Annotated in this window: 26 protein-coding genes; 11 read left to right on the top strand and 15 right to left on the bottom strand. The window is 40.2% G+C overall.

The window, feature by feature from the left end; genetic code table 11:
- Window positions 1-47: 47 nt before the first annotated feature.
- The 5 genes from tpx to sppA form a co-directional block, all read right to left on the bottom strand.
- A complete protein-coding gene (tpx, locus tag MHH23_RS07120; RefSeq protein ID WP_007501731.1) occupies window positions 48-548 on the bottom strand; it encodes a thiol peroxidase in 501 nt (166 codons plus the stop codon).
- Window positions 549-660: 112 nt separating this feature from the next.
- Window positions 661-1,113 (bottom strand): GerW family sporulation protein, encoded by a 453-nt coding sequence (gene ytfJ / locus MHH23_RS07115; RefSeq protein WP_007501733.1) that lies wholly within the window; start codon window positions 1,111-1,113, stop codon window positions 661-663.
- A gap of 14 nt (window positions 1,114-1,127) precedes the next feature.
- Window positions 1,128-1,835: a DUF2953 domain-containing protein gene (locus tag MHH23_RS07110; RefSeq protein WP_008343138.1), complete on the bottom strand. Its 708-nt coding sequence runs from the start codon at window positions 1,833-1,835 to the stop codon at window positions 1,128-1,130.
- 101 nt (window positions 1,836-1,936) lie between these two features.
- A complete protein-coding gene (locus tag MHH23_RS07105) occupies window positions 1,937-2,461 on the bottom strand; it encodes an RDD family protein (protein WP_178896965.1) in 525 nt (174 codons plus the stop codon).
- 14 nt (window positions 2,462-2,475) lie between these two features.
- Window positions 2,476-3,477 (bottom strand): signal peptide peptidase SppA, encoded by a 1,002-nt coding sequence (gene sppA / locus MHH23_RS07100; RefSeq protein ID WP_024718673.1) that lies wholly within the window; start codon window positions 3,475-3,477, stop codon window positions 2,476-2,478.
- Window positions 3,478-3,925: 448 nt separating this feature from the next.
- On the opposite strand from sppA, the gene MHH23_RS07095 reads away from it, so the two are divergent.
- From MHH23_RS07095 to MHH23_RS07060, 8 genes are all read left to right on the top strand, one after another.
- Window positions 3,926-4,729: an NAD kinase gene (locus MHH23_RS07095; protein WP_008343132.1), complete on the top strand. Its 804-nt coding sequence runs from the start codon at window positions 3,926-3,928 to the stop codon at window positions 4,727-4,729.
- 265 nt (window positions 4,730-4,994) lie between these two features.
- Window positions 4,995-6,437 (top strand): DEAD/DEAH box helicase, encoded by a 1,443-nt coding sequence (locus MHH23_RS07090; protein ID WP_340959152.1) that lies wholly within the window; start codon window positions 4,995-4,997, stop codon window positions 6,435-6,437.
- 188 nt (window positions 6,438-6,625) lie between these two features.
- Entirely contained in the window at window positions 6,626-7,681 is a 1,056-nt protein-coding gene (locus MHH23_RS07085) for a fatty acid desaturase (RefSeq protein ID WP_007501745.1), read from the top strand.
- Window positions 7,682-7,795: 114 nt separating this feature from the next.
- Window positions 7,796-8,932, top strand: coding sequence for a sensor histidine kinase (locus tag MHH23_RS07080; protein ID WP_024718676.1), 1,137 nt, complete (start codon window positions 7,796-7,798; stop codon window positions 8,930-8,932).
- Window positions 8,929-9,528 (top strand): response regulator transcription factor, encoded by a 600-nt coding sequence (locus tag MHH23_RS07075; RefSeq protein WP_007501749.1) that lies wholly within the window; start codon window positions 8,929-8,931, stop codon window positions 9,526-9,528. The genes MHH23_RS07080 and MHH23_RS07075 overlap by 4 nt, the downstream gene beginning before the upstream one ends.
- Window positions 9,529-9,718: 190 nt before the next feature.
- Window positions 9,719-10,639 (top strand): iron-hydroxamate ABC transporter substrate-binding protein, encoded by a 921-nt coding sequence (locus MHH23_RS07070; protein ID WP_025207786.1) that lies wholly within the window; start codon window positions 9,719-9,721, stop codon window positions 10,637-10,639.
- A 109-nt stretch (window positions 10,640-10,748) separates the two neighbouring features.
- The gene (locus tag MHH23_RS07065; RefSeq protein WP_217967916.1) at window positions 10,749-11,438 is read left to right on the top strand and encodes a response regulator transcription factor; all 690 of its coding nucleotides are present in this window, start codon (window positions 10,749-10,751) and stop codon (window positions 11,436-11,438) included.
- Window positions 11,438-12,442 (top strand): sensor histidine kinase, encoded by a 1,005-nt coding sequence (locus MHH23_RS07060; protein ID WP_025207788.1) that lies wholly within the window; start codon window positions 11,438-11,440, stop codon window positions 12,440-12,442. The genes MHH23_RS07065 and MHH23_RS07060 overlap by 1 nt, the downstream gene beginning before the upstream one ends.
- A 74-nt stretch (window positions 12,443-12,516) precedes the next feature.
- On the opposite strand, the gene MHH23_RS07055 is transcribed toward MHH23_RS07060, so the two are convergent.
- Window positions 12,517-13,761, bottom strand: coding sequence for an FtsW/RodA/SpoVE family cell cycle protein (locus tag MHH23_RS07055; RefSeq protein ID WP_268431039.1), 1,245 nt, complete (start codon window positions 13,759-13,761; stop codon window positions 12,517-12,519).
- Window positions 13,752-14,096, bottom strand: coding sequence for a PadR family transcriptional regulator (locus MHH23_RS07050; protein WP_045034159.1), 345 nt, complete (start codon window positions 14,094-14,096; stop codon window positions 13,752-13,754). The genes MHH23_RS07055 and MHH23_RS07050 overlap by 10 nt, the downstream gene beginning before the upstream one ends.
- Before the next feature lie 298 nt (window positions 14,097-14,394).
- Here MHH23_RS07050 and MHH23_RS07045 point away from each other — a divergent pair, with 298 nt between their 5' ends.
- Both MHH23_RS07045 and MHH23_RS07040 read left to right on the top strand, forming a co-directional pair.
- Window positions 14,395-15,156, top strand: coding sequence for an ABC transporter ATP-binding protein (locus tag MHH23_RS07045; RefSeq protein ID WP_007501759.1), 762 nt, complete (start codon window positions 14,395-14,397; stop codon window positions 15,154-15,156).
- Window positions 15,146-17,083 carry an ABC transporter permease gene (locus tag MHH23_RS07040; RefSeq protein ID WP_268431037.1) on the top strand — a complete coding sequence of 646 codons (1,938 nt, stop codon included), beginning with the start codon at window positions 15,146-15,148 and terminating at the stop codon, window positions 17,081-17,083. The genes MHH23_RS07045 and MHH23_RS07040 overlap by 11 nt, the downstream gene beginning before the upstream one ends.
- 40 nt (window positions 17,084-17,123) lie before the next feature.
- Here MHH23_RS07040 and MHH23_RS07035 read toward each other — a convergent pair whose 3' ends face one another.
- Window positions 17,124-18,473: an amidohydrolase family protein gene (locus MHH23_RS07035; RefSeq protein ID WP_268431034.1), complete on the bottom strand. Its 1,350-nt coding sequence runs from the start codon at window positions 18,471-18,473 to the stop codon at window positions 17,124-17,126.
- Between the two features lie 105 nt (window positions 18,474-18,578).
- On the bottom strand, window positions 18,579-19,166 hold the full coding sequence (locus MHH23_RS07030) for an NAD(P)H-dependent oxidoreductase (RefSeq protein ID WP_017358293.1): 588 nt from the start codon (window positions 19,164-19,166) through the stop codon (window positions 18,579-18,581).
- A 118-nt stretch (window positions 19,167-19,284) separates the two neighbouring features.
- Between MHH23_RS07030 and MHH23_RS07025 the strand changes: the two genes are divergently transcribed.
- Window positions 19,285-19,716 carry a MarR family winged helix-turn-helix transcriptional regulator gene (locus MHH23_RS07025; RefSeq protein ID WP_144667388.1) on the top strand — a complete coding sequence of 144 codons (432 nt, stop codon included), beginning with the start codon at window positions 19,285-19,287 and terminating at the stop codon, window positions 19,714-19,716.
- A gap of 52 nt (window positions 19,717-19,768) precedes the next feature.
- Here the strand turns inward: MHH23_RS07025 and MHH23_RS07020 are convergent, their stop codons facing one another.
- From MHH23_RS07020 to thiI, 6 genes are all read right to left on the bottom strand, one after another.
- Complete coding sequence (locus MHH23_RS07020) at window positions 19,769-19,945, bottom strand: hypothetical protein (RefSeq protein WP_008356320.1); 177 nt, start codon at window positions 19,943-19,945, stop codon at window positions 19,769-19,771.
- Between the two features lie 15 nt (window positions 19,946-19,960).
- A complete protein-coding gene (locus MHH23_RS07015; RefSeq protein WP_024718683.1) occupies window positions 19,961-20,713 on the bottom strand; it encodes a hypothetical protein in 753 nt (250 codons plus the stop codon).
- Between the two features lie 286 nt (window positions 20,714-20,999).
- The gene (locus MHH23_RS07010; RefSeq protein WP_268431024.1) at window positions 21,000-21,614 is read right to left on the bottom strand and encodes a LysE/ArgO family amino acid transporter; all 615 of its coding nucleotides are present in this window, start codon (window positions 21,612-21,614) and stop codon (window positions 21,000-21,002) included.
- 135 nt (window positions 21,615-21,749) lie between these two features.
- The gene (gene mbcS / locus MHH23_RS07005) at window positions 21,750-23,330 is read right to left on the bottom strand and encodes an acyl-CoA synthetase MbcS (RefSeq protein WP_072367434.1); all 1,581 of its coding nucleotides are present in this window, start codon (window positions 23,328-23,330) and stop codon (window positions 21,750-21,752) included.
- A gap of 221 nt (window positions 23,331-23,551) precedes the next feature.
- Complete coding sequence (locus tag MHH23_RS07000; RefSeq protein WP_003216385.1) at window positions 23,552-23,764, bottom strand: alpha/beta-type small acid-soluble spore protein; 213 nt, start codon at window positions 23,762-23,764, stop codon at window positions 23,552-23,554.
- A gap of 89 nt (window positions 23,765-23,853) precedes the next feature.
- A complete protein-coding gene (thiI, locus tag MHH23_RS06995; protein ID WP_007501769.1) occupies window positions 23,854-25,059 on the bottom strand; it encodes a tRNA uracil 4-sulfurtransferase ThiI in 1,206 nt (401 codons plus the stop codon).
- Window position 25,060: the final 1 nt, after the last annotated feature.

Here is a 25,060-nt window from a genome sequence, read left to right as displayed (position 1 = left end):
TTGAAAAGAGCCCCAGTATGAAGCCGGAGCTCTTGTCGATGCTGCTTTTATAACAGTGATTTCGCAGCCTCAATGGCTTTTTCATAATTTGGATGATTGGTTGCTTCGCTTACGTACTCAGTGTAAACCACTTTTCCGCTTGGGTCTAATACGAAGACCGCACGCGCCAATAAACGCAATTCTTTCATATATAAACCAAACGCTTCACCAAATGACATATCTCTATGATCAGATAATGTTTCGACATTTTCAATTCCGTTTGCTCCGCACCAGCGTGCTTGTGCAAATGGTAGGTCTGCACTAATGGTATAGATATTGACCGGACCTAAACCGGCTGCCTCTTCATTGAAACGTCTTGTTTGTGCGTCACACACACCTGTATCAATAGAAGGAATCACTGAGATAATCGTCACTTTTCCTGTTAAATCAGAAAGTGAAACTTCCCCTAGTGAGTTCGTTAATACCGTGAAATCTGGAGCCTGCTCGCCTACTTTCACTTCATTTCCTACAAGCGTTACTGGGCTCCCTTTAAATGTGATCGATGCCAAAACAATTCCTCCCTTATCAAATGTATGGTTCTATCATAGTAGAGAAAGCAAAAAACTGCAAAGCCTAATCGTCCATTTTGAAAAAAAAGTTAACTGCAGGGCAGCTAACTTTTTAAAGGTCTATGTCATCTAGTTTTCGTTCTTTGTGACGATGCTCCCGTTCATCCTTCTTAAACATGTGCTGAAGACGTTCAATTGCTTGAGGAGCAGAATCCAATATTTTATCGAGCAGATGTGTGTGTTCATCCAAATGAAGCATTCGTACGCCATTTGTTCCCACAATTAAAAAGGCGATTGGTGTAATCGATACTCCCCCACCGCTTCCGCCTCCAAATGGGAGTCTCGGTTCTTTTCGTTCTTGTTCATCAGACCGTTTTTCTTTCTTTTGGTTACCATTGAATTCACTGCCGCCGGCTGCAAATCCAAAACCAACCTTTGACACAGTGAGAATGACACTGCCGTCAGGGGTTTCGACTGGATCGCCGATGATCGTGTTCACATCAATCATTTCTTTTAAGTTTTCCATCGCTGTCTTCATCAGACCTTGGATTGGATGATCTGCCATTTTCGGGTTCCTCCTTAAACAGATGATTCATTCTTCGTTGCTTGAAGAGAGGCATTCTTTCTCGCCTTTCTCCCTTTTAACCAATGGACAAGTAATCGAATGGCTGCAAGCATAGCATGTCCAATCCGAAAATAAGCTATACATGCAAAGTGTGTCTGTGACACATTGTGCTGAAAAGCGGGAATCACTTCATAGACGGGTTTGTGCTTAAAGGTGAGGTGCTCCTGCATAAAGGCAAGAAGTGCTCCTTTGACTGACCACACACCACCGGCTGCTACACCTGTTAAAGCTGCGTCATGAAAACCAATCCATGTGGACCAGTGAAATGAGACGATTTTTATATGAATGAAAAACTTGCGCATGATCCGGTTTAGATCGACAATTTCTTTTGTAATACGCTCCATTTGATGAAGGATTTCCTTTACATCACGTTTTCCCACTTTTTTATGCATGGTTTCTTTTTCTTGATTAGGCGTTTTGGTGCTGGCCATTTTCTTTTCACGAATATCAATCGTTTGATCTTCCGTATTCACTTTCACCATCGGAATGTCTTTCTTCAGTCTGACGATTCCATATAAGGTGATGATCTTCACCGCAATATGGTCATTGTCATTTGCATGTGAATAGTCCAGTGAAATGGTCACTTTCATAAAGATCAATAAGATCACAAGGAACAAAAAAGCTGCGATCCAAACGTACAGCACTGTGCTCACTTCCTCCATAACAAATGATGCTTCCTCTACGATTATGGCTCTCCTTCTGGATTTTATACCCAATCACCAAAAAAAAGAGTTTGACCGGTACCCGGCCAAACTCTCTTTGATTATGCGTTTGATTCTGTTTTTTCATATAAATGTTCATGAACAACCACCGTATCTGCAAAGTAGTCATGAACCCCTTGCTTTTTCGGCGTAAACCCAACCACGGCATAGAGAACAAAAAGCGTATTAATATATCGCCCCACAATTTCTCTAAAGAAAATGACATCCCATGGCAGCTTCTTCTCCGGCTGAAGTGAGACGACTTTGATTCCAAACACCATCTTTCCAAGTGTTTGTTGGAAAATCTTCGTCATGATCGCAAAATAAAGCAGAAAAACAATTGTCGTTGTGATGGAAAATGGGGAAAACCAGCCTCCACCTTTTGACCAGCCAAAGAGACTAAAGATTGGAGAAACCGTCAAATGGTTAACACCCCATACGACGAGCCAATCTAGGATAAATGCCCAGAATCTAATCCAGAAACCTGCAAAAGCCTGCGCTTCAATTGAAGTGCGCTTCGCAAGAGTCGGCCTTGATTCTCCCTCTTGGCTGCGACTTTCCGTTACTTCATCGAATGTAGAATCCATCTATGATCCCTCCTTTATTTTGAATAGAGATACATCGGTTTAGACCCATTGGAGCCAGCCAGTGTTTCTTTTAAGTTCAGAAAATCAATTTCGCTTTTAAAGAGCTTACTTGCACTCATATTGAAAAGAGAGTTCCAGCCAAAGCTTTGTGAATAGCTGATCACTGTCGCTCCTTTTAACCCTTTTTCATTTTTCTTCATTGCTTTTAGAGCATCTTCATAGTACCCAAGCTCATCCACTAATCCGTTCGATTTCGCCTGTGTTCCGTCATAGATTCGGCCGTCAGCAATTTTCTTGACGTCCTGCTTAGACATGCCACGTCCTTCTGAGATGACTTTCACAAAGCCTTCATAGGAGTTGTCAACCATGCTTTGCATGATGTCTCGCTCATCTTTTGTCATATCACGATTTGGTGACATGATGTCTTTGAATTTTCCACTTTTAATGGTTTCATATTTGATGCCTAAATTATCTGCCAGCTTTGCATAATTCAAACTTTGCATGATGACCCCTAGAGACCCTGTTAACGTTTCAGGTGAAGCAAAGATTTTTTTCGCTGGAGTGGATACATAATAGCCGCCAGAAGCCGCCATTGAACCCATAGAAACATAAATTGGCTTCTTCGCTTTCTTTACTTCTTCTAATTTTTTATGTATTTCAGCACTTTCATAGACACCGCCGCCAGGAGAGTTGACGCGCAGCAAGACACCTTTCACAGACGCATCGTCTTTTGCTTTATCTAATTCTTTTAAGAACGCACGATGATCATATGCTTCCCCGCCTAGAAGGCTGGATGCACCGCCGTTATCTTGAATCGTGCCATTAATCTCAAGTACAGCAATTTTACTCGCACCGCTTCCATCTTCTAGTACCTTTTCTTCGATTTCATCCCCGAATTGATAGCTCATCTTATTATCATTGAAGCTTTCATACAAGGCCGTCGTGATACTAATCACAATCGAAAAGCCGAAAACACCAAGTGCAATGATTAAGGCTACCCATCTTTTCGCATTCATTTCTTTCTCCTCCTTTTTGTCTCACTTCGTTCATACGAATACACACATGAAATGTTTCACAGGAACTGTGGTTTTTTTACATTTCATTTCAACATATGATAGCACCGATGTGAAATGACGATCAACTTTACATCTTCTATCATTTACTCATCATGACGAAAAATTGGTTATTTTATCCTCTTTCTACATCTAATAGATCAGCTCATCTCCACAACGAAACACCCAGACCTCTCTAGCCTCCAAAATGAGCTATTAAATTATGCTCAAAGTCAGCGTTGTCTAATCACTTACAATGACTCATTTCTCAAATGGAAGCCTCTATCAAAATGAAGCGTCTTTCTAATATTTTTACTTTCATATGAAAAAAGTGTAAAATGTGAACAAGGGTTTTCTATGTAAGCCCTTTATTACTCGAAATCTATTTTTGACAACAAAGGGGAGAACGTCAATGACAGACAATCGTCGCAATGTATTTTTCTTTTACAAAAAAGATCATGAATTGGATGGACACATTTCTTCTCTGGAGAAGCTCGCTACCGATCAAGGCTTTCACGTCGTAAAGCGTGCAGAAGATGCCCATATCATTGCTTCAATTGGTGGAGATGGTACATTTCTTCAAGCCGTTCGCAAAACGAACTTCCGGGATGACTGCTTGTATGTAGGGGTATCAAAAACAGAGAATTCGCACCTATACTGCGATTTTTCGTTAGAACATTTTGATAAAATGATTGATGCTATGAACACTGAACAGATTGAAGTGAGAAAATATCCGATCATCGATGTAAGCGTTGACAGTACAAACCAGTTCCATTGCTTAAACGAACTGTCGATCCGCTCTAGCATCATTAAAACATTTGTCATCGATGTGTATATAGATGATTTCCATTTTGAAACATTTAGAGGAGACGGAATGATTATTTCCACTCCAACCGGTTCAACGGCCTACAATAAATCGGTCAACGGCGCCGTGGTGGATCCGATGCTTCCGTGTATGCAAGTAACCGAGCTGGCATCGCTGAATAACAACTCATACCGTACACTTGGAGCTCCTTTCATTTTAAGCAGTGACCGCAAGCTGACACTAAAGGTTGTTCAGGACGGTAACGACCATCCGATTATCGGTCTTGATAACGAAGCGCTAGGTACAAAACATGTCAAACAAATTGATATTGGCCTTTCTGGTAAAGTGATCAAAACGGTCAAATTAAAAGATAACTCCTATTGGGAAAAAGTAAAACGCAGATTCCTTTAATCAAAAAGCTCCTTTAAGGGGCTTTTGTTTTCTTTTCAGCGTGATAGAAAACCTTTGAAGTCTAGGAAGAGTGAGCACCGGAACGGAGCGAATTTGACATTCGTGAGTACCGGAGCGCAAATCTGACACCGAATGCGAGGGTTTGTCTACACGCTGAAAGCTCCTTTACGGGGCTTTTTTTCATGCCTTTTCATTCAAGGTCATGGTGTCTTTGAAAAGATATGGTATGATGTCACAAGTATACATGTACGAAAAGGAGAACACGATGCCATTACAACATTTTGATCAATATCCATTAAGCGATGAATTGAAACAAGCGCTAGAAGCGCTTCATTTCAATACACCTACACCCGTCCAGCACGAGACATTATCCGTTGCTTTTTCAAAGCAGGACCTCATTGTCAAATCTCAGACAGGCAGTGGCAAAACAGCAGCCTACGGTCTGCCAATTTGTGAAATGGTAGATTGGGCTGAGAATAAACCTCAAGCCCTCATCCTCGTCCCAACAAGAGAACTTGCCATGCAGGTCAAACAGGATCTGACCAGCCTCGGACGATTTAAACGAATTAAAGCGGCCGCCATTTATGGAAAAGCTCCATTTCAAGCACAAAAAATAGAGCTTGCACAAAAGAACCACATTGTGTGCGGAACGCCAGGACGAATATTGGATCACCTTGAAAAAGGGACACTTTCTTTAGACAATCTGTCATTTTTCGTGTTAGATGAAGCAGACGAAATGCTGAACATGGGATTTATTGATCAAGTCTCTTCTATTATTCAGCATCTGCCGCCAAAGCGGATGTCGATGTTATTTTCAGCGACGATGTCTGATGAAATGAAGGATTTGAGTGAGCAGTTTTTACAATCGCCAAAAGTGATAGAGATTGCTCGGGAGGAAACGACGAAGCAGCAAATCACCCACACGTTGATTGAAACCGAGGAAGAAGGCAAGTTTTCATTACTTCAACGAACGATTGTCATTGAAAATCCAGATAGCTGTATCATTTTTTGCAATACGCAGGAGCGAGTGAATGAGCTGACGATGAAGCTAGATGAGTGGGATGTTCCTTGTGATAAGATTCATGGCGGGATGAGGCAGGAAGACCGCTTTGCTGTAATGGATGAATTCAAAAACGGAGAATTCCGTTATTTGATCGCAACAGATATTGCAGCCCGAGGAATTGATGTCAGTGATATGACACATGTCATTCATTACGACTTGCCCTATGAAAAAGAACGCTATATTCATCGGACCGGAAGAACTGGCAGAGCGGGTAAAAGCGGGAAAACGATTGCGTTTATGACAAGGCACGGGCAGCAGCTCATTGAAGAATTAAAGCAGGAAGCTGGCATTCATTTTCAGACTCAGCCTTATCCTACAAAAGAAGACGCAGAACAGCATGTAGAAAGCTTTGAAGAAAAGATTGAAACGCCGATTCAAAAGGAAAATAAACAAGCTGGCGTTGAAAAGGATATTATGAAGCTTTATTTTAACGGCGGGAAGAAAAAGAAACTCCGGGCAGTTGATTTCGTTGGGACCATTGCCAAAATAGAAGGCGTTGCCCTTGATGACATTGGGATTATTACCATTCAGGAAACGAAAACATATGTAGATATTTTAAATGGCAAAGGCCCTCTTGTGCTAAAAGCCATGCGCCACACAACGATTAAAGGCAAGCAGTTAAAAGTACATGAAGCACGTGCATAAAAAGTGAAGGCTAAGCGCCTTTACTTTTTTATTTAAAATAAAATAAGCTTACAACCCTTGAACCATCAGCCTTCCCCGCATCCAACATGACAAATGTCATATTGAATACATGATGGGTGCTACTATGAGCATGACACCTTTCCTTCTATACTTTGAAGTAGAAAGAAACGGAAAGGACTTGAACGTTCATGACGACTTCAACAAACACACAGCAGCAAGCCACTTTAAGAAAACAAGTTGGCCAATTCTCTGGTGCTAATTCGAAAAAAAGTATCATTCAACTCTTTAATACATTCATTCCATTTTTGGGGCTTTGGTTTCTTGCCTATTATAGCCTGAACATCTCCTACCTTTTAACCCTCTTCTTTGCGGTGATTGCAGCTGGTTTTTTAGTACGTGTCTTTATTATTTTTCACGACTGCTGCCATCAATCCTTTTTTAAACAGAAGCCGCTGAATCACCTGTTCGGTTTTGTAACGGGCGTACTCACCCTTTTCCCTTATCTTCAATGGCAAAGAGATCATTCAATTCACCATGCCACTAGCAGTAATCTAGACAAACGAGGTACTGGCGACATTTGGCTCCTGACAGTCAAAGAATATCAAGAAGCATCAGCTTGGACGAAATTCCGCTACAGATTTTACCGTAATCCTTTTGTGATGTTTATTTTAGGACCGATATTTGTTTTTCTTTTAAAAAACCGTTTCAACGTCAAAAATGCTCGTAAAAAAGAGCGCTGGAACACGTATTTCACAAACGTGAGCATCATTGCGCTAGCAACTGCAACGTGTCTTCTTTTTGGCTGGCAGGAGTTCCTGCTTGTCCAAGGTCCAATCTTCCTGATCTCAGGATCAATCGGCGTATGGCTGTTTTATGTGCAGCATACATTTGAAGATTCTTACTTTGAAGCAGATGAACATTGGAATTATGTGCAGGCGGCAGTAGAAGGCAGTTCTTTTTACAAATTGCCAAAGCTTCTTCAGTGGTTAACAGGCAATATTGGTTACCATCATGTCCATCATTTAAGCCCGAGGGTACCGAATTATCACTTGGAGCATGCACATGATCATAGTGAGCCGCTTCAAAATGTGCCAACCATCACTTTAAAAACAAGTATCGAATCAATGAAATTTAGACTTTGGGATGAAGAAACGAAAGCATTCGTTACCTTTAAAGAAGCACGGCAATCTAAGAAGATGCCCGCACCTGTCATTAAAGGAGACATTCTGAAGAAGAATGCATAATTGGCGCAAGCTCTTTCTTACTCTAGAAGGAGCTTGTTGCCATTTACAGGATGCAACCGTAAGTTGAATTTGATAAAGTAAGGAAAGAACGAAAACGGAAAAGGTGGCACACGGATGAAAAAACAGTTTAAAATTCAAAAATTGCATGGGATTTCCCCCTATATATGGGCCATTTTTTTCATCCTGCCCTTCTATTTTATCTTAAAGACGCCTACGACTTTAGGTATTGTCATTGGCATTATTTTGAACGTGGTTTTTTTCGGAGTGTATCGTTTTGCCTTTGTCGCAAAAGGCTGGTCTTTATATGTCTTCGGTCTTTTATTGATTGCGATTTCTACAGGCTATGTGATGCTCTACAGCTATATTTATTTCGCTTTTTGCATCGCCTATTTCAATGGGCACATTAAAAGAAAAGTCCCTTTTTATATCTTATACTATATTCATCTAGGGAGCGCCGCCGTAGCAGTGAACTTTAGCTTGATTTTAAAAAAGGGATGGTTTCTCACACAAATTCCTTTTGTTGTGATCACACTTATTAGCGCCATTCTCCTCCCTCTCAGCATTCGAAGCCGAAAAGAACGTGAACGCCTTGAAGAGAAATTAGAAAATGCCAATGAACGGATCGCCGATCTTGTCAAACTTGAAGAAAGACAGCGCATTGCTCGTGATCTGCATGATACACTTGGACAAAAACTCTCTCTTATTGGTTTAAAGAGTGACCTTGCCCGTAAACTCGTGTATAAAGATCCTGAACAGGCTCGTGCCGAACTAAAGAGTGTTCAGCAGACAGCTAGAACGTCTCTAAATGAAGTGCGGAAAATTGTTTCTTCCATGAAAGGTATTCGGATCAAAGATGAAATATTGAACATCAAGCAAATCCTTGAAGCCGCCGATATTGACATGATTTATGATGAAAAGGAAGCGCCGAAACACATCTCTCTTCTGAACGAAAACATTGTGAGCATGTGCATCAAAGAAGCCGTAACGAATGTCGTCAAACATAGCGATGCCACTGTCTGTCAAATCACCATTCATCAAAAGTCAAAGGAAGTTGTCATTACAGTTGAGGATAACGGCACATTTAAAGGCGGTGATCCATCCTCTCAAACGAAGGGACATGGCCTTTTAGGAATTAGAGAAAGATTGGAATTTGCAAATGGACGCCTGCACATTGAAACAAAAGACGGGACGAAGCTGATCATGAGTATTCCAAATGATTCAGCAGCGAAAGATAAGGAGGAAATAAAATGATTAACATCTTTATCGCAGAGGACCAGCAAATGTTGCTCGGTGCTCTTGGATCTCTTCTTGATTTAGAAGACGATATGACGGTTGTTGGAAAAGGCACTAACGGCCAGGACGCGATTGATTTTGCTCAAAAACACCCGGTCGATATTTGTTTAATGGATATTGAAATGCCCGGGAAATCTGGGCTCGACGCCGCTGAAGAACTCAAAAAGTCTGATGTGAAGATCATCATTTTAACAACCTTTGCCCGTTCTGGCTATTTTCAAAGAGCACTGAAAGCTGGCGTTAGCGGCTACATGTTAAAAGACAGCCCAAGCGAAGATTTGGCAAGTGCCATCCGCAGCGTGATGAAAGGGAAAAAGGTGTACGCCCCTGAATTAATGGAAGACTTGTACAGCGACGAAAATCCTTTAACTGAACGAGAAAAGTCGGTTCTAGAACTCGTCGCAGATGGAAAAAACACAAAAGAAATCGCCAAGGAACTCAGCATAAAAAGCGGCACTGTCCGAAACTACATATCCGTTATTTTAGATAAACTAGAAGTCAAAAACCGAATTGAAGCTATCACACGTTCAAAAGAAAAAGGCTGGTTTAAATAAGAAAAAAGATCAGGTCATACACTGCCTTGATCTTTTTTTCTTTTTATCAGAATTCCTCTATCCACTGCTAAAATATCATTGACAACAAACCTCACTTCTATGGTATGATATCTGAGTGATAATAATTATCATTATCACTCATACAACCAAATACACGGCTGATGTGCCGATTTCAAAGGAGTTTACATTCATGAAGAAAATATTGTTCCCTCTGATGCTCATCTTCGTACTTGCGTTGAGCGCATGTGGCAATAGCAGCAACTCTTCCTCAAATAAAGGAAAGCAATCAACGTCATCAGACACGATTACATATCAATCTGAAAATGGACCTGTGAAGCTGCCAGCAAATCCAAAACGTGTTGTTGTTCTCGCCTCTTATACAGGAAATGTCTTGTCACTTGGTGTGAACCTTGTGGGCGTTGACTCTTGGTCAAAAAAGAATCCACGTTTCAAAAAGAAATTAAAAAATGTGGAAGAAGTATCCGATGAAAATGTAGAAAAAATCATGAAGCTAAAGCCTGATGTCATCATCGGTTTAAGCGGTGCAAAAAATGTAGAAAAACTGAAAAAAATCGCCCCTACCGTTTTATTCACGTATAACAAAGTCGATTACCTTCAGCAGCATATTGAAATTGGAAAAGTCTTAAACAAAGAAAAAGAAGCAAAAGCATGGGTCAAGGATTTCAAACAGCGTGCAGCTGAAGCTGGCAAAGAAATCAAAGCAAAGATCGGTGAAGATGCAACCGTATCTGTCTTTGAGAGCGGCACAAAAGACCTTTACGTCTTTGGAGATGCGTGGGGACGCGGAACAGAAATCCTCTACCAAGCAATGAAACTAAAAATGCCGGAAAAAGTAAAAGAAAAAGCATTAAAAGCTGGTTATTATGCGGTATCACAAGAGGTCATCCCTGAATTTGCCGGAGACTATATGATCATTAGCAAAAACAGCGAGATGGACAATTCCTATCAAAACAGTGAAATCTATAAGTCCATTCCTGCTGTGAAAAAGCATCGTGTGTATGAAGCAAATGCGGAAGAGTTTTACTTTAATGACCCACTCACACTTGAATATCAATTATCATTCTTTAAAAAGCACTTTTTAGGTAAATAAACCGAAGCAAGGGATCTCTTCCCTTGCTTTTTTGCTGTCTGCTTCTAGCGGGAGTGCCTATTTTCCGCTACAATGATGTACAAGTAATTCAAAAAGTGTGGTGCTCGTTTTGTTTAAAATTTTGCTGATTGAGGATGATACAACCCTCTTCCAAGAAATCAAAGAACGTTTAGTCAACTGGTCTTATGATGTGTATGGGATCAACAATTTTCAACAGGTCATGCAGGAGTTCACTTCCACCCAGCCTGATTTAGTCATTATTGATATTCAGCTGCCAAAGTACGATGGCTTTCATTGGTGCCGGATGATTCGGCATCATTCTAATGTGCCCATCATCTTTCTTTCCTCTCGTGATCATCCTGCTGATATGGTCATGTCGATGCAGCTTGGAGCTGATGATTTTGTACAAAAGCCCTTTCACTTTGACGTTCTCATCGCCAAAGTAAGTGCTGTTCTTCGCCGAGTCCATGATTATAATGCGGAACCAGCCAACTTAAAAGTCTGGTGCGGCGCTACCCTTGACCTCGAAAATAATACAGTGACAAATGAAAACGGTGAGATTGAATTAACAAAAAATGAGTTTTTTATTCTCAAAGAATTAATTCAGCATAAAAACCATATTGTCAAAAGGGAATCTCTCATCCAAGCTTTATGGGACGATGAACGATTCGTGAGTGACAATACACTCACTGTAAACGTCAACCGCCTTAGAAAAAAACTAGACGAAATCTCTCTTGGCGCCTTCATTGAAACAAAGGTGGGTCAAGGTTATCTTGCAAAAGAAAAGGATGATCAATGATGCTGCAAGCATTTCTAAAAGAACGACGAAGCTGGATCTTGTTCTTTCTTAGTTTGCAGCTTCTCATTCTCTTTGTTGCATATTTGGATACAACGATTCCACTCGCTTCTCTTTTTTATATCGTGCTTTTGTCTACATTACTCTTCATTGTTTTTCTTTTTTTTCGTTATCGGAAAGAAACTGCTTATTACATGCAACTGAAAGAATGGGATGAAAACATAGACCATCAAATACGTCTCAAACCCTCTTCCCCCTTTGAACAAATTGTACAGGAGGCAGCGTCAGAGCAAATTGACCGATACCGCCAGATGACGGCTAAGCAAAAGACTGCGCTGGAAGAAGAAAAAGATGAACTACTCTCATGGATACATGAGGTGAAAACGCCGCTTACGGCGATGCACTTAATGATTGACCGCATAACAGAACAGCCGCTCAAATCAAATATGACATATGAATGGCTTAGAATACATTTACTCCTTGATGCACAGCTGCATCAAAGCAGGATCCAACATATTGAAAATGATTTATTTATTGAAAAACTGGATCTCCAAAACATGCTAACGAAAGAAATCAAAGCGCTCCAATCGTGGTGTATGCAAAAAGGAATTGGCTTTGACCTTTTATTAGAAGAGCGAGATGTATTAAGTGATACAAAATGGTTATCCTTTATGATCAGACAAGTGCTGACAAACGCCGTCAAGTACAGCCAATCATCTGACATTATCATCGAAAGCAAACAAATGAACGAACAAGTGGTGCTCACCATCACAGATCAAGGCAGAGGAATTGACCCAAGAGACGTGTCCCGTATTTTTGAAAAAGGCTTTACCTCCACAAGACATCACAATGACACGGCCTCCACAGGCATGGGGCTCTATTTAACAAAAAAGGGAGCTGACGCTCTTCATATCACAATCGAGGTCAACTCCACATTAGATCAAGGGACAACTTTCACCTTTATCTTTCCGAAAAAGAATGATTTTGTGCATATTGCAAGCATGTGAACATGCAGTTCAAGAAACCCAATCTCTTCATCCAACGATGCATTGAAGAGATTGGGTTATTTTATACAGCCATATCACGCTACTTCACGACACATTTCTCCTAGCTGTTTCCTTCTATAAATACTCATTAGCAGCCCGACTGACATCATTTCTAGAAGAATATGAGATCCCCCATAGCTCATAAAAGGCATGGAAACTCCTGATATAGGCAATAATCCAAAGTTTGTGAAAATACTTAAGATAAATTTTGCTGCAAATGTGGTTGCCAAACCAATCATTAACATCTTGCCATAAGCAGATTGAACTCGTTTCGCTGTATGAACTACTCTATAAATCAAAGTCACAAACAAAATAAAAACGGCCAATCCTGCAAACCATCCGAATGAATAAATGATATACGTCAACATCCAATCAGTGTGAACATCATACAATGCGTACGGGTTTATCTGAAAACCATTTGAGCTAAATTCATGAAGTGAGTATTGGTAAAAGTGGGACATACCAGCTTGATAAAGAGAAAATAATTGAACAATGAGATAGACAATACCTGCTGCTGTAAACGGAATAAGCTGTCTCATTCTTGCATGAGATACATACATCATCGTTATGCATATGACCATAAAGGTGATGGTTGCAGAAAGAGATCCGACTATATGTAATAAAATAATAGGTAAAGTGACAATCGCTAATCCTAACCAAGACTTGAAACCATTCTTCCAGTTCCAAGATTGGTAAATGCCCGCTAACGAAATAATCATCAGAAATGGAAAAATTTCAGTCAGATTGATCGATCCATTATTTAAGCTTAAAAAAAGAATACCGTTCACTCTTGTCCCAATCATCATTGTAAGAATCAGCATTCCAATCGTTCCTATGTATAAATGCCATGAATAGGGTAAAAAGCGCCGATAATCAAAAGCAAACAGCCCAAGCATCAACGCAAGACCAAATACATAGTAAATGAGACTTTTATAAAAGATATTCGTGTCTTGAAAATGAAGTAAATGAGAATGAAACTGAAAATAATACATCACAAACAGCCCAAATGAACAAGTAGCTAATACAAGAAGTATCGTTTTAAAGTCCACTTGAGTTTTGTGTGTTTCATGGAGCTGCATTCCGAGTATGGCTGCATCTCCAATTTGATTGAGCGCTTGATCTATCGCCTCTTCTTCTGACATGCCCGCACTGACCGCTTCCTCTTTCAGTGTGTATAAATGATCACGAAGCTCAAGCTTTATACTTGCATGTACGTCTTTATTTTTGATTCGTTTACACACATTTTTGATATATTGTTCAAATTTTTTCTCTAGTCCCATACGACTTTCTCCCCATTCAAAACGCCATCTACTGCATCTTTGAAGACATTCCATTCTTCCTTCTTTTCTTTCATAAACGCTTTGCCCTGTTCATTAATCTTGTAATACTTTCTTTTTCGATTGCCATTCCCTTCGCCCCAGTAAGACACAATGAATCCTTTCCCCTCCAAAGTGTGCAAAATAGGATATATCGTCCCCTCTTTAAAGCTAAAAATTCCTTCGGATTTCGACTCCAATTGCTTAATCATTTCATATCCATACATTGGTTTTTCACTTAACAAGCTTAAAATAAGGGTAGCAGTACTCCCCTTTAGAAGCTCTTTACTCACTTTCATCCATCGTCACCTCTAATACATAGATTTACTATGCATATATTTGATATGCATATCTTACATGAAATCACATACTCTGTAAAGGTTCATCAGAAAAAAACAAGAAATTTGATACATCATAGCGAAAAACAGATAAAATAATTGAATATCCATCTGAATTCTACATAAGGCTTTGACATATAAAACAAGCATGTGACAACAATGTCACATGCACGTCTGTTTTGTTCGCCAAATCGCAGGAAGTCTGATCGGCTTCTTTTTATACTAGAGATATCAATTAAATAAAAAAGGGGTTCGACAGATGAACATTTTAGAAGCTCGTAAATTATATAAAAGCTATGGAAATAAATTCAATAAACAAGAGGTGCTGAAAGGCATTGATTTGACGATAGAAGCTGGAGAATTTGTCAGCATCATGGGGCCATCAGGCTCGGGGAAAACGACCCTTTTGAACGTATTGTCATCGATTGATCATGTGTCCAGCGGATCGATTCGGATCGCAGATGCAGAAATGACGCAAATGAAAGATCAGCAGCTCGCTGAATTTAGAAAGAAACAGCTTGGCTTTGTTTTTCAGGATTATAACTTACTTGATACACTCACGGTTAAAGAGAACATCCTCTTGCCATTATCCATCTCCAAAACGCCTAAAAAAGAAGCTTTTGAACGCTTTCAACAGCTTGCAGAAGATATGGGGATTTATGAACTAAGAGACAAATATCCAAATGAACTATCTGGTGGACAAAAGCAACGGACATCTGCGGTACGTGCCTTTATTCATGAACCAAGCCTTATTTTTGCTGATGAACCAACCGGAGCACTTGATTCCAAATCTGCGTCTGACTTACTGAACAAGCTGCAAGAATTCAATCACAAGCGCAAAGCAACCATTGTCATGGTGACGCATGACCCTGTTGCAGCCAGTTATTCAAGACGAGTGATTTTTATCAAAGATGGACAGATCTATACACAATTGAATAAAGGCGCACTAGAGAGAAAGATGTTTTTCGAGGATATTATGAAAACGCAAGGTGTTTTAGGCGGTGTGAAGCATGAACATTAATCAGCTCGTCTTCCGCAATCTGAAGAAAAACTTAAAAAATTACTATTTATACGTGTTTGCACTTGTATTTAGTGTGGCGCTCTACTTTTCTTTTGTCACCTTGCAGTACTCACCAGCACTTGATGATGTGAAAGGGTCTATTAAAGGCGGCGCATCCATTAAAGCCGCTTCTATTCTGCTGATCGCCATCGTCGGCATCTTCCTTTTATATGCAAATAGCATTTTCATCAAACGTAGAGGAAAAGAAATCGGTCTCTTGCAGCTCATTGGAATGACGAAACAAAAAATTGCCAAGCTGCTCCATGCAGAAAATTTTATCCTCTATATGATTTCGATGGCTATTGGAATATTGGCCGGATTTATCGGTTCAAAGCTGATGCTGATGGTTCTATTTAAAGTGACAGGTGTTCATGCAATTGCCAATCTTCATTTTTCTGGCACGGCTCTTTTGCAAACAATCATCGTGTTTCTCTTGATTTATGTTGTCATCATGCTAAGAAATAGACGTTTTATTCAGAAGCAAACGATCTTAGCTTTGTTTAGAACAACCTCTTCTACAGAGCAGCGTATTAAAAAAATCTCTGTCTTTGAAATCATCATCGGGGTTCTAGGCATTGCCTTTATCAGCTCAGGCTATTACATTTCTTCTCAGCTTTTTAGTGGCTCATACACATCGATGTTTTCGTTATCTTTAGCCATGATCTATATTTTAGCTTCTGTCATTATTGGTACTTTCCTGTTCTATAAAGGCTCTGTTTCATTTATTGCCAATATCGTACGAAAAAGAAAAAATGGCTACCTTGCCATTCATGAAGTCTTGTCTTTATCGTCGATCATGTTCCGTTTAAAATCAAATGCATTGCTGTTAACGATTATTACTACCGTATCTGCACTTGCCATCGGTTTGTTATCACTCAGCTATATTTCCTACTACTCAGCAGAAAAAACAGCTGAACAGCAAATTCCAGCACATTTTGTCATGGGATCAGAGAAAGATGCTGGCACATTCACTCGTGCACTTTCTAATCAGCATATTGCCTATGAGAAAAAGCAGTTCGAGGTCATTCAAGCCGATTTTGATGCAAATCAGATCATCGATACAAAGTTAAGCAGTGTGAATAAAGCTCCAGGAGTTCTGACACTACCTGTAATCAGCGAGAAAAACGTACCAAATATTCATGTGGAGAACAACGAAGTCATGCTAAGCGGCTACAATGATTTATTGAAAAAATTCATGCCGATTAAAAGCTCTGGTGATGTGAAACTTTTAATAAAAAAACCAATTGATTTAAAAGTAATTGATATGAAAAAGGATCATTTAATCTCTTACCAGTTTACTTCTGGCGGCCTACCTGTTGCTGTCGTCAGTCAAAACGTCTTTGAGCAGCTCGATCAAAACAAAGACCCTAAACTGCAGCTTGAGAATAACCAATATATTGCGATCAATATCAAAGATGAGGGAAAAGTTGAACAAGCCAATGACGTCTTTATGTCTGCGAAATTGAGTGATGAAAGCATGTCTAGATTTGCTACCACTCAGCAGCAAAAACAAACCATCGGACTGATGATGTTTGTAGTTGGATTTTTAGGCCTCAGCTTCCTTGTGACATCAGGTTGTATTTTATACTTCAAACAGATGAATGAGAGCGAAGAGGAACAAAGCTCATACACGATTCTGCGTAAGCTTGGTTTTACTGAGACAGACCTCTTAAAAGGCATTCGGCTCAAACAGCTTTTCAACTTTGGCATTCCGCTTCTCGTCGGGCTCTTGCACAGCTACTTTGCTGTACAATCTGGCTGGTTTTTATTTGGCAGCGAACTGTGGACACCTATGCTGATTGTCATGGCGATTTATACCGTTTTATACTCCGTCTTCGGATTCCTATCTGTCCAATATTATAAAAAAGTCATTAAAGAATCGTTGTAAAGTATTCCCCATAGGCAGTGGCCTATGGGGATATTGCACGTCATTTTGTTGATTCAAACTGATGCGATAAAATATGATCTCTTGCCGCATAAGCTTTTTGTTTGATCTCTTCTACGTTCACTCCAACTAGCTTCCCACTTTGTTTCACTGCTTTTCCAGCCACATAGACAGAATCAACATTTGAAGGGTGTGCCGTTTGCACAACTGCCCCAGCTGGATCTGTCATCGGAAGAAGATTCATGCTTGTCCGATCGATCAAGATAAAATCAGCTTCTTTTCCAGGTGTGAGTGAGCCGATTTTGTCATCAAGCTTCAAGGCACGAGCCCCGTTTATAGTGGCTGCTTCAAGCATTTGCTGTGCAGACAATCCAAGTTCAGGCCCTGGCATCGTCCCTTCCATCAATAAAGATTGATTTTGAATCGCTCGTTCCGCCTGTAGTCCGAATTTCATTTGGGTAAATAAATCTCCGCCTGTCGCTGTCACCACATCAACACCAAGCGTTGGCAGAACACCATTTTCAATGGCGAGCCCTGTGACAGGATATCCGTGTCCCATCATCATTTCAATCTCAGGTGTAATAGAGATGGAGCTTCCGCTGTCAGCTAACATCTTCATTTGATCTGCATCAATTGCATTGATATGCACCATATTCAAATCAGGCCCGAGCAGCCCTGCTTGATGAAGCCGCTCAATCGATCGATCCGCTGCTCCCCAATTTCCAAAGCCAATGTGCATACTGCATAATGCATCTAGTGATCTCGCTGTTTCAATTTCAAAGACGGTCGTCTCCCATGAAGAAAATTCAGGTCCACGAATGGCAAGTCCCATCGTCAACAGCTGATCCGATGATTGAAAATGTTTTTGTTTCACGCGGGCTGCGTCTTCCATATTCGTGAGCGTACTCTCTCTGTCCCAATACGCTGCATCTCCAGAGGTACCAAAACCAAAGACCGCTCGAATACCCGCATCTTTTAAACCTCCAATGAGTTCTTCTGTATGATCCATAGAATTGATCATCGTCCAGTCGAAAAATGTGGTTACTCCTGCATCTAATGCCTCTAATGCGCCTAAATAATTAGCAATTCGATCATCTGATGGACGTCTCATCGCCCCATAATTGCCATAATAAATTTTGCTCAAATACGTTTGCAAAGACCAATCTGTTCCGATTCCCCGTATGACAGACTGCCACACATGACGATGGGTATCCACAAGCCCTGGCATGATGACCATGTCAGACGCATCAACAACATCAGCACCGCTTACTTCAATCGAAGGTCCGACTTCTAAAATATGTGCCCCTTCAATTAATAGATCTCCCTTCTCCAGAAAACCTAAAGATGGATCAAGTGTGATAAGAGCCGCATCTTTAAACAATGTTTTCTTCATCCATATCCCCCTTTTCAAATAAAGAGAATGAGTCACTCACTCTCTCTGTCATTTTAAGACATAACAGGTTCAAATTAGAAGAAAAGTGACTCAAGGAATGTGGTTTTATGAGCTGATATTCCGAAAATAGTTGTATATCCGTTTTAATTTCACGTCATGCTTCCCTTTCGGACTTTCCATCATGCCAAATTCAAAGAACTTCACCGGTTTAATCCCGACATATTGTAAAAGAGCTCGTTTCATTAACACCTTGTGGGCATTTTGCAAAAAGAAGAAAGGGTAGTGGGTCGGTCCTTGCATTGTCGATACACATACAGCCCTCTTTCCTTTTAACAAGCCTTCTGGAAGCAGCCCGCCTGTTTGACGGTAAGCAAAATTCGCTGCAAACATGCGATCAATAAAACCAAGCAGCATGGCTGGCGGCCGCCCCCACCAAATCGGATAAACAAACACGATGTTGTCTGCCCATTTGATTTTCTCTTGATATTCTTGAATCTCAGGGTCCTTATGCATATCACGTCTTTTTTTCTCTTCATTAAAAATAAGTACAGGATCAAATTTGTCTTGGTATAAATCTATGATTCTCACTTCTTGAACGTTTGGATTTTCTTCACTGCCCTTTAGGATTTCTTTAAAAAAAGCACCATTTAAACTATTGTGATGGGGGTGAGTATAAATAATGAGTACATTCATGGCTTATCTCCTTTAGTTATCATTTGATAACAAAAAGCATACACCCCTCTTTTTTAGTTGTCAAATGATAATTGTTTTTTGATAATAAATTTGGTATGGTACGTAGGAGGTGAAAATGATGAAAAACCCCCATTTTTTCAAAGAGTTTGTCACATTTGCTTCTACTTTTTCTGAGCTGAAACACGCCATGATGAGCAAGGTCAAACCATCTGATCTAACCACTCTACAATATTTGATTCTGGAGCAGTTAGCCGTCAGTGAGCCGCTAACACCTAGTGAAATCGCCGATTGTCAGCACATGTCTCTTCCGAATGTCAGCAGAGAATTGAAAAAGCTTCACGAAAAACAATTCATTGATAGACAAGAAGATAAAGATGACAAGCGAAAACATGTCATTATGCTGTCTAAAAAAGGCCGTGCGTGTATGGACAAAGCATTTCAACAAATTGAATCCATGCTCATGGACAGCCTTTCTTCCTCTGACCAAAATCAAATGGATGATATCGTACAAGCTCTCCGTCTATTAAATCAAACCATCTTCAAAAAATGATCGAATGAAAAAAGCATGAGCGTATCGCTCATGCAAATGATTTTTGAACACATTAGTAAAGAGATGCTAAAAGATACGTGATGAAACCTACTATTGGAATAATCGGGATCATCAGCTTCAATGTTTTATTCGTATTCTTATATAAATTCCACAACAAGACTGGTACACCAAACGTCAATGTATCAAAGACAGCAAGCACTGCCCCTTTACGCTGTTCTTTATGAGCCATTTGAAAACCTCCAATTCACCAAACTTTTTTCACACAATAACCTGCTATCCCAGCCGATATTCCTGCATTAATGACTGTACATGCTATACAACCAACAGGTCCTGTTAAACAAACATAATAACAAGCCCCAAGAACCATTGAACGAAGCGGAAGAGATTCATTCGGGCCACTTTTCTTTTTTAAACAACTCCAAAATTTGTTCCAATTAAAGCTCGTTTGAATTTCCGAATCTTCAGCATTCATAATTTTTCTATTTAATTCCATCATATCTTTTTTCGCACCGTTTTCACCATAGGTAAAAGATCCTTTTAAAAACTCCCCATTTGGATTGATATGAAACTCATTCTTCAACTTTCCATTTTGAATGAAATATGAGTGTAAATTACCTTGCTCATCGTATTCCGCAAGTTGAATATAATGGGACTTTATCTGACTTAGTGAAATTGAAATAAATGATGCTGTGCTTACTAGCTGATTATCTGCTTTCTTCTTTGTTAGATAAAAATAAACAACATTCGCTTTAGCATCATTCAAATGAACTGCTACACTTTCTCCATTTAATTGATACCCTTTTTTGTAGGCTATTTCTTTTGCCTGTAAAAATTGAAAGCTCTTTTTTGTTTTTTTTATGAGCTTTTCAGCCACTTTATTGTTTTGTATCTTTTCAAAAGGCATATCCTCTTCTATGCTAACAGCTTTCCCCACAGGATATTGTCCGCATAGAAGTGAAATGAATAATAAAACAACAAGCATCTTCCTTACTTTCATTATGTAGCCTCCTTTAATAAATCCCATAAAAATTATACCTTTTTATGGAAAATGGCATAAGAGGCTTATTTACCAAAAAAAACCACTATAAATAATGTAGCATATCTCCTACTTGATATCATTTCCTTCAGGTAATTGAATCGTCAGTATGTCTGAGATAAATGAACGGGGTGTAACTGATGCTTGCCCCGAGACAGTAGACAACAAAAAAGCGCCGGATGCTTTCCATCCAACGCTTCTTCAAATGACATGTTCAACATCACGTCTCTTTTGCTCTATGTATCCTTTATCCAATAAGCTGATAGGCGATATATAATGCAACTAGCCAGATCATGACCGCAGAGGCTTTATTGATCCGGTTCATCCACTTGCCGTTTGTATCTAGCTTTCCTAACATTTTCCCGAGAAGGGCAAGACCCATAAACCATAACCACGAGACAATGATACAGGCTGTGGTAAATGCCACCTTTTCCGCCCCATGATATTGAAGAGAGTTCGTTCCTATCACTCCTATTGTATCGAGAATCGCGTGAGGATTTAAAAGTGAAACGGAACAGGCAAATATGATTTGTTTTCTCACAGGCATCAAGTCCATCTTTTCTTGATTACCTGTTGCGGAGCTCGTGTTCCAAACTGACCATCCCATATAAAGTAAAAAGAAAAATCCAATGATAAAAAGACCCATTTGCAAGATAGGAATGGTGAGTACAACAACCGAAACCCCAATGACAGCTAAAGTAATTAAAAGTGTGTCGCAGAGAGCAGCTGTAATGACCACAGGCAGTACGCGATATAATCGAGGCTGAAGGGCTCCTTGCTGAAATACAAATACATTTTGTGCGCCCAAAGGTAAAATAAGACCAAAGGCAAGCACAATCCCATGAATTATCGCAATCGACATTTTCAGAACATTCTCCTTTTCAAGTCATCCTTACACATTTTAACATAAAACATCATGAACGAATTTTACATATTTGATTTGTCCAATAAAAAAGCGCTGGATGATTTTCCATCCAGACGCTTATTGTTTCTATTGTCATGATGATTTTCGTGCAAGCTCTCTTTCTCTCAGCTCAACACGTCGAATTTTCGCTGACGGAGTTTTTGGTAGCTCGTCAATGAATTCGATTTCTCTTGGATATTTGTACGGTGCTGTTGTATTTTTCACGTGTGTTTGCAGTTCTTTAATCAGCTCATCGCTTTGTGCAGATGCATCACGCAGGACGACGTATGCTTTCACGATTGATCCTCTGATTTCATCTGGACTTGCCACAACCGCACATTCTTTCACTGCTGGGTGTTTAATCAGTGCATCTTCGACTTCAAATGGACCAATTGTATAACCTGAGCTGACAATGATGTCATCCCTGCGGCTTTCAAACCAAAAATACCCGTCTTCATCTTTTTTCGCACGGTCACCGGTAATAAAGTAATCCCCGCGGCGCTGCGCCTTTGTACGCTCTGCATCTTTGTAGTATTCCTTGAATAAAGCCGGCGTTTCAAGATGAACGGCAATGTCACCTATTTCTCCTGGAGCACAGATCTGGCCATTCTCATCAATGATCTCTACTTCATTGCCTGGTGTTGGTTTGCCCATGCTGCCTGGCTTGATGTCCATTCCTTTCAGCACCCCGACTAGCAGCGTGCTTTCTGTTTGCCCGTAACCATCTCGCACTTCGATATCGAAATGTTTTTTGAACGTATCGATGACTTCACGGTTGAGCGGCTCTCCCGCAGAAACAGCACTATGCAATTTGGGTAGCTCGTACTGACTGAGGTCATCCACTTTTGCCATAAATCGATATTCTGTTGGTGTACAGCATAGAACATTGATTTCATTTTTTTGAAGCAGCTCTAAGTACGTATTCGGATTAAATTTCCCTCCATAAACAAAACCTTCTGCTCCGCTTCCTAAAACAGATAAGAGAGGACTCCACACCCATTTTTGCCAGCCTGGTCCTGCTGTTGCCCATACTTTATCCCCCTCATTAATGGAGAGCCATGCTTTGGCCGCAGTACGTAAATGTGCATACGCCCAGCCATGTGTATGAACAACCCCTTTTGGGTTACCTGTTGTGCCTGATGTATAAGAGAGAAACGCCATGTCCGTACTTGTTGTGTCTGCCAATTTCAACTCGCTTGACTGCTCTTCCTTTTGCGCAACAATGTTTGTCCAGCCATGATCATTCTCACCAATCGAGAATGTTTTGAAATCTTTTGGCTGGTTGGTTCCTTCAAACGATTGAATGAATGATGCGTAAACAATCGCTCCTTTTGCTTCTGCATGTTCAATTCGGTAATCTATATCTTTAGCGCGAAGCATTTCTGAACAAGGAATCACAACCATTCCTGTTTTTAAAATGGCTAAATAAATGCTGTATGCCTCTAGCATACGCGGCACCATCACAATGATTTTATCGCCTTTTTTAAAGCCTGCATTTAATAGAACATGACCAATTTTATTCGCCTCTTCCACTAATGCTGCATATGTCACATGCGCTTCATGGCCATTTCCGTCCTGCCAGTGCAGGGCGATTTTCTCCTGGTCATGACTGAACGCTTCAATCTCACTGACTAAGTTATATTGTTCTGGTGCAATTAAGTCTTCTCTTTTCATGGTACAGCTCCTTTTAGCCTCTTTCTATGAAACGAATCATGTTTCAATTTACCTATTCTAACACTCATAACTGAAAAATGCTTGAATTAGGACCTACTCCTAGTATTATGCCATAATTTTTTCATTTCGTCTCCTTTTTTAAAAATATTCTAACAATTTATGCACAAAAAAAAGAGCGGGAATGAACCCGCTCATAAGCCATAGCTTTTTAATTGTGTGTCTTAGAAAGATCCGCCACCCATATGTTGTTGAGCGTAAGATACAAGACGCTTAGTGATTTCTCCACCAACTGATCCGTTAGCGCGAGCTGTTGTTTCTGGTCCAAGGTTTACGCCAAATTCTGAAGCGATTTCGTACTTCATTTGGTCGATCGCTTGTGCAGCGCCTGGAACGACTAATTGATTAGAACTGCTTTGTCTGTTTTGTTGAGCCATGTGTTCTCACCTCCTTGTGAATATAGAATGTGTAGAAACACATGACTTCATGCGATTGATTTTATGGTAATTATTATGAAATTTTTTATTTAGAATAAATCAGCGAATTTGTCAGCTGCTTTCTTTTCATTTGTGACAACGATTGTTTCGATCTGCTCCACTGCCTCATCAAGCATTGGCTCGAATTCAGCAAAGCTTTCGTAGCGTTCTACTTTTTCAAGCTTTGGTTTTGTTTTTGGAGATGGCGGCGTAAAGATCGTGCAGCAATCCTCAAATGGCTGAATGCTCGTCTCATATGTGCCAATTCGTCTCGCTTCTTCGATAATGTCATTCTTATCCACGGCAATCAGCGGGCGAATGATCGGTGTGTTTGTGACATGATTAATGGCATACATGCTTTCAAGTGTCTGACTTGCCACTTGCCCAAGGCTTTCCCCTGTAATAATGGCAAGCGCATCACGCTTGGCTCTTATTTTATCTGCAATTTTGAGCATCATTCTTCTCGTTGAAGTCATCGTATAGTTTTCTGGTACTTGTTTGTGAATGAGCTCTTGAATTTTCGTAAAAGGAACGATGTGAAGCTTGACTTCGCCTCCATAGGCAGCTAAGCATTCCGCTAGATCAATGACCTTTTGCTTGGCACGTTCACTTGTATAAGGTGGGCTAAAGAAATGAACCGCTTCAATTTGAATGCCTCGTTTCATTGCCTGATAGCCGGCCACTGGGCTGTCAAAGCCGCCAGAGAGCATCAACATCGCTCTTCCGCTTGAACCAACTGGCAGTCCGCCTGCACCTTTTACATCTTTAAATGTAATGTACGTCGCATGTTCTCTTATTTCAATTCGCAAGTGAACATCTGGCTGTTTCACATTAACGGTTAAGTTGTCTGTATTCCTTAAAACATGTCCACCAATTTCTCGGTTCATTTCATTTGAATCAAGCTCAAATTGTTTATAAGAGCGTTTCGTTGAGACCTTAAATGTATTTCCTTGTTCATACACTTCCTGAACCGCTGAGAGTGCCGCTTCTTTGATGGCATCAAGATTTGTCTCACATTTTACAGCCAGGCTAAAGCTTTGAATGCCAAATACACCTTTAAGCTGTTCTGAAATCGGTTCAGGGTCTTCTCCGTTTAGCATGATCGTAATGCGGTCTCTATCAGATGCATACTTTAATGCTTCAAAGTCTTTTAATACAAACCGGATATGCTGTCTTAGTTTTTCGATAAATTTCTTTCTATTTTTCCCTTTTGTTGAAATCTCACCAAAACGGACTAAAATATGGTCATACTTCATG

This window comes from Bacillus sp. FSL K6-3458 (assembly GCF_038005045.1).
Taxonomy (GTDB): Bacteria; Bacillota; Bacilli; order Bacillales; family Bacillaceae; genus Bacillus; species Bacillus altitudinis.
Note: the sequence above shows the minus strand (reverse complement) of the source record. Positions and strands in the feature narration are given on the sequence as shown.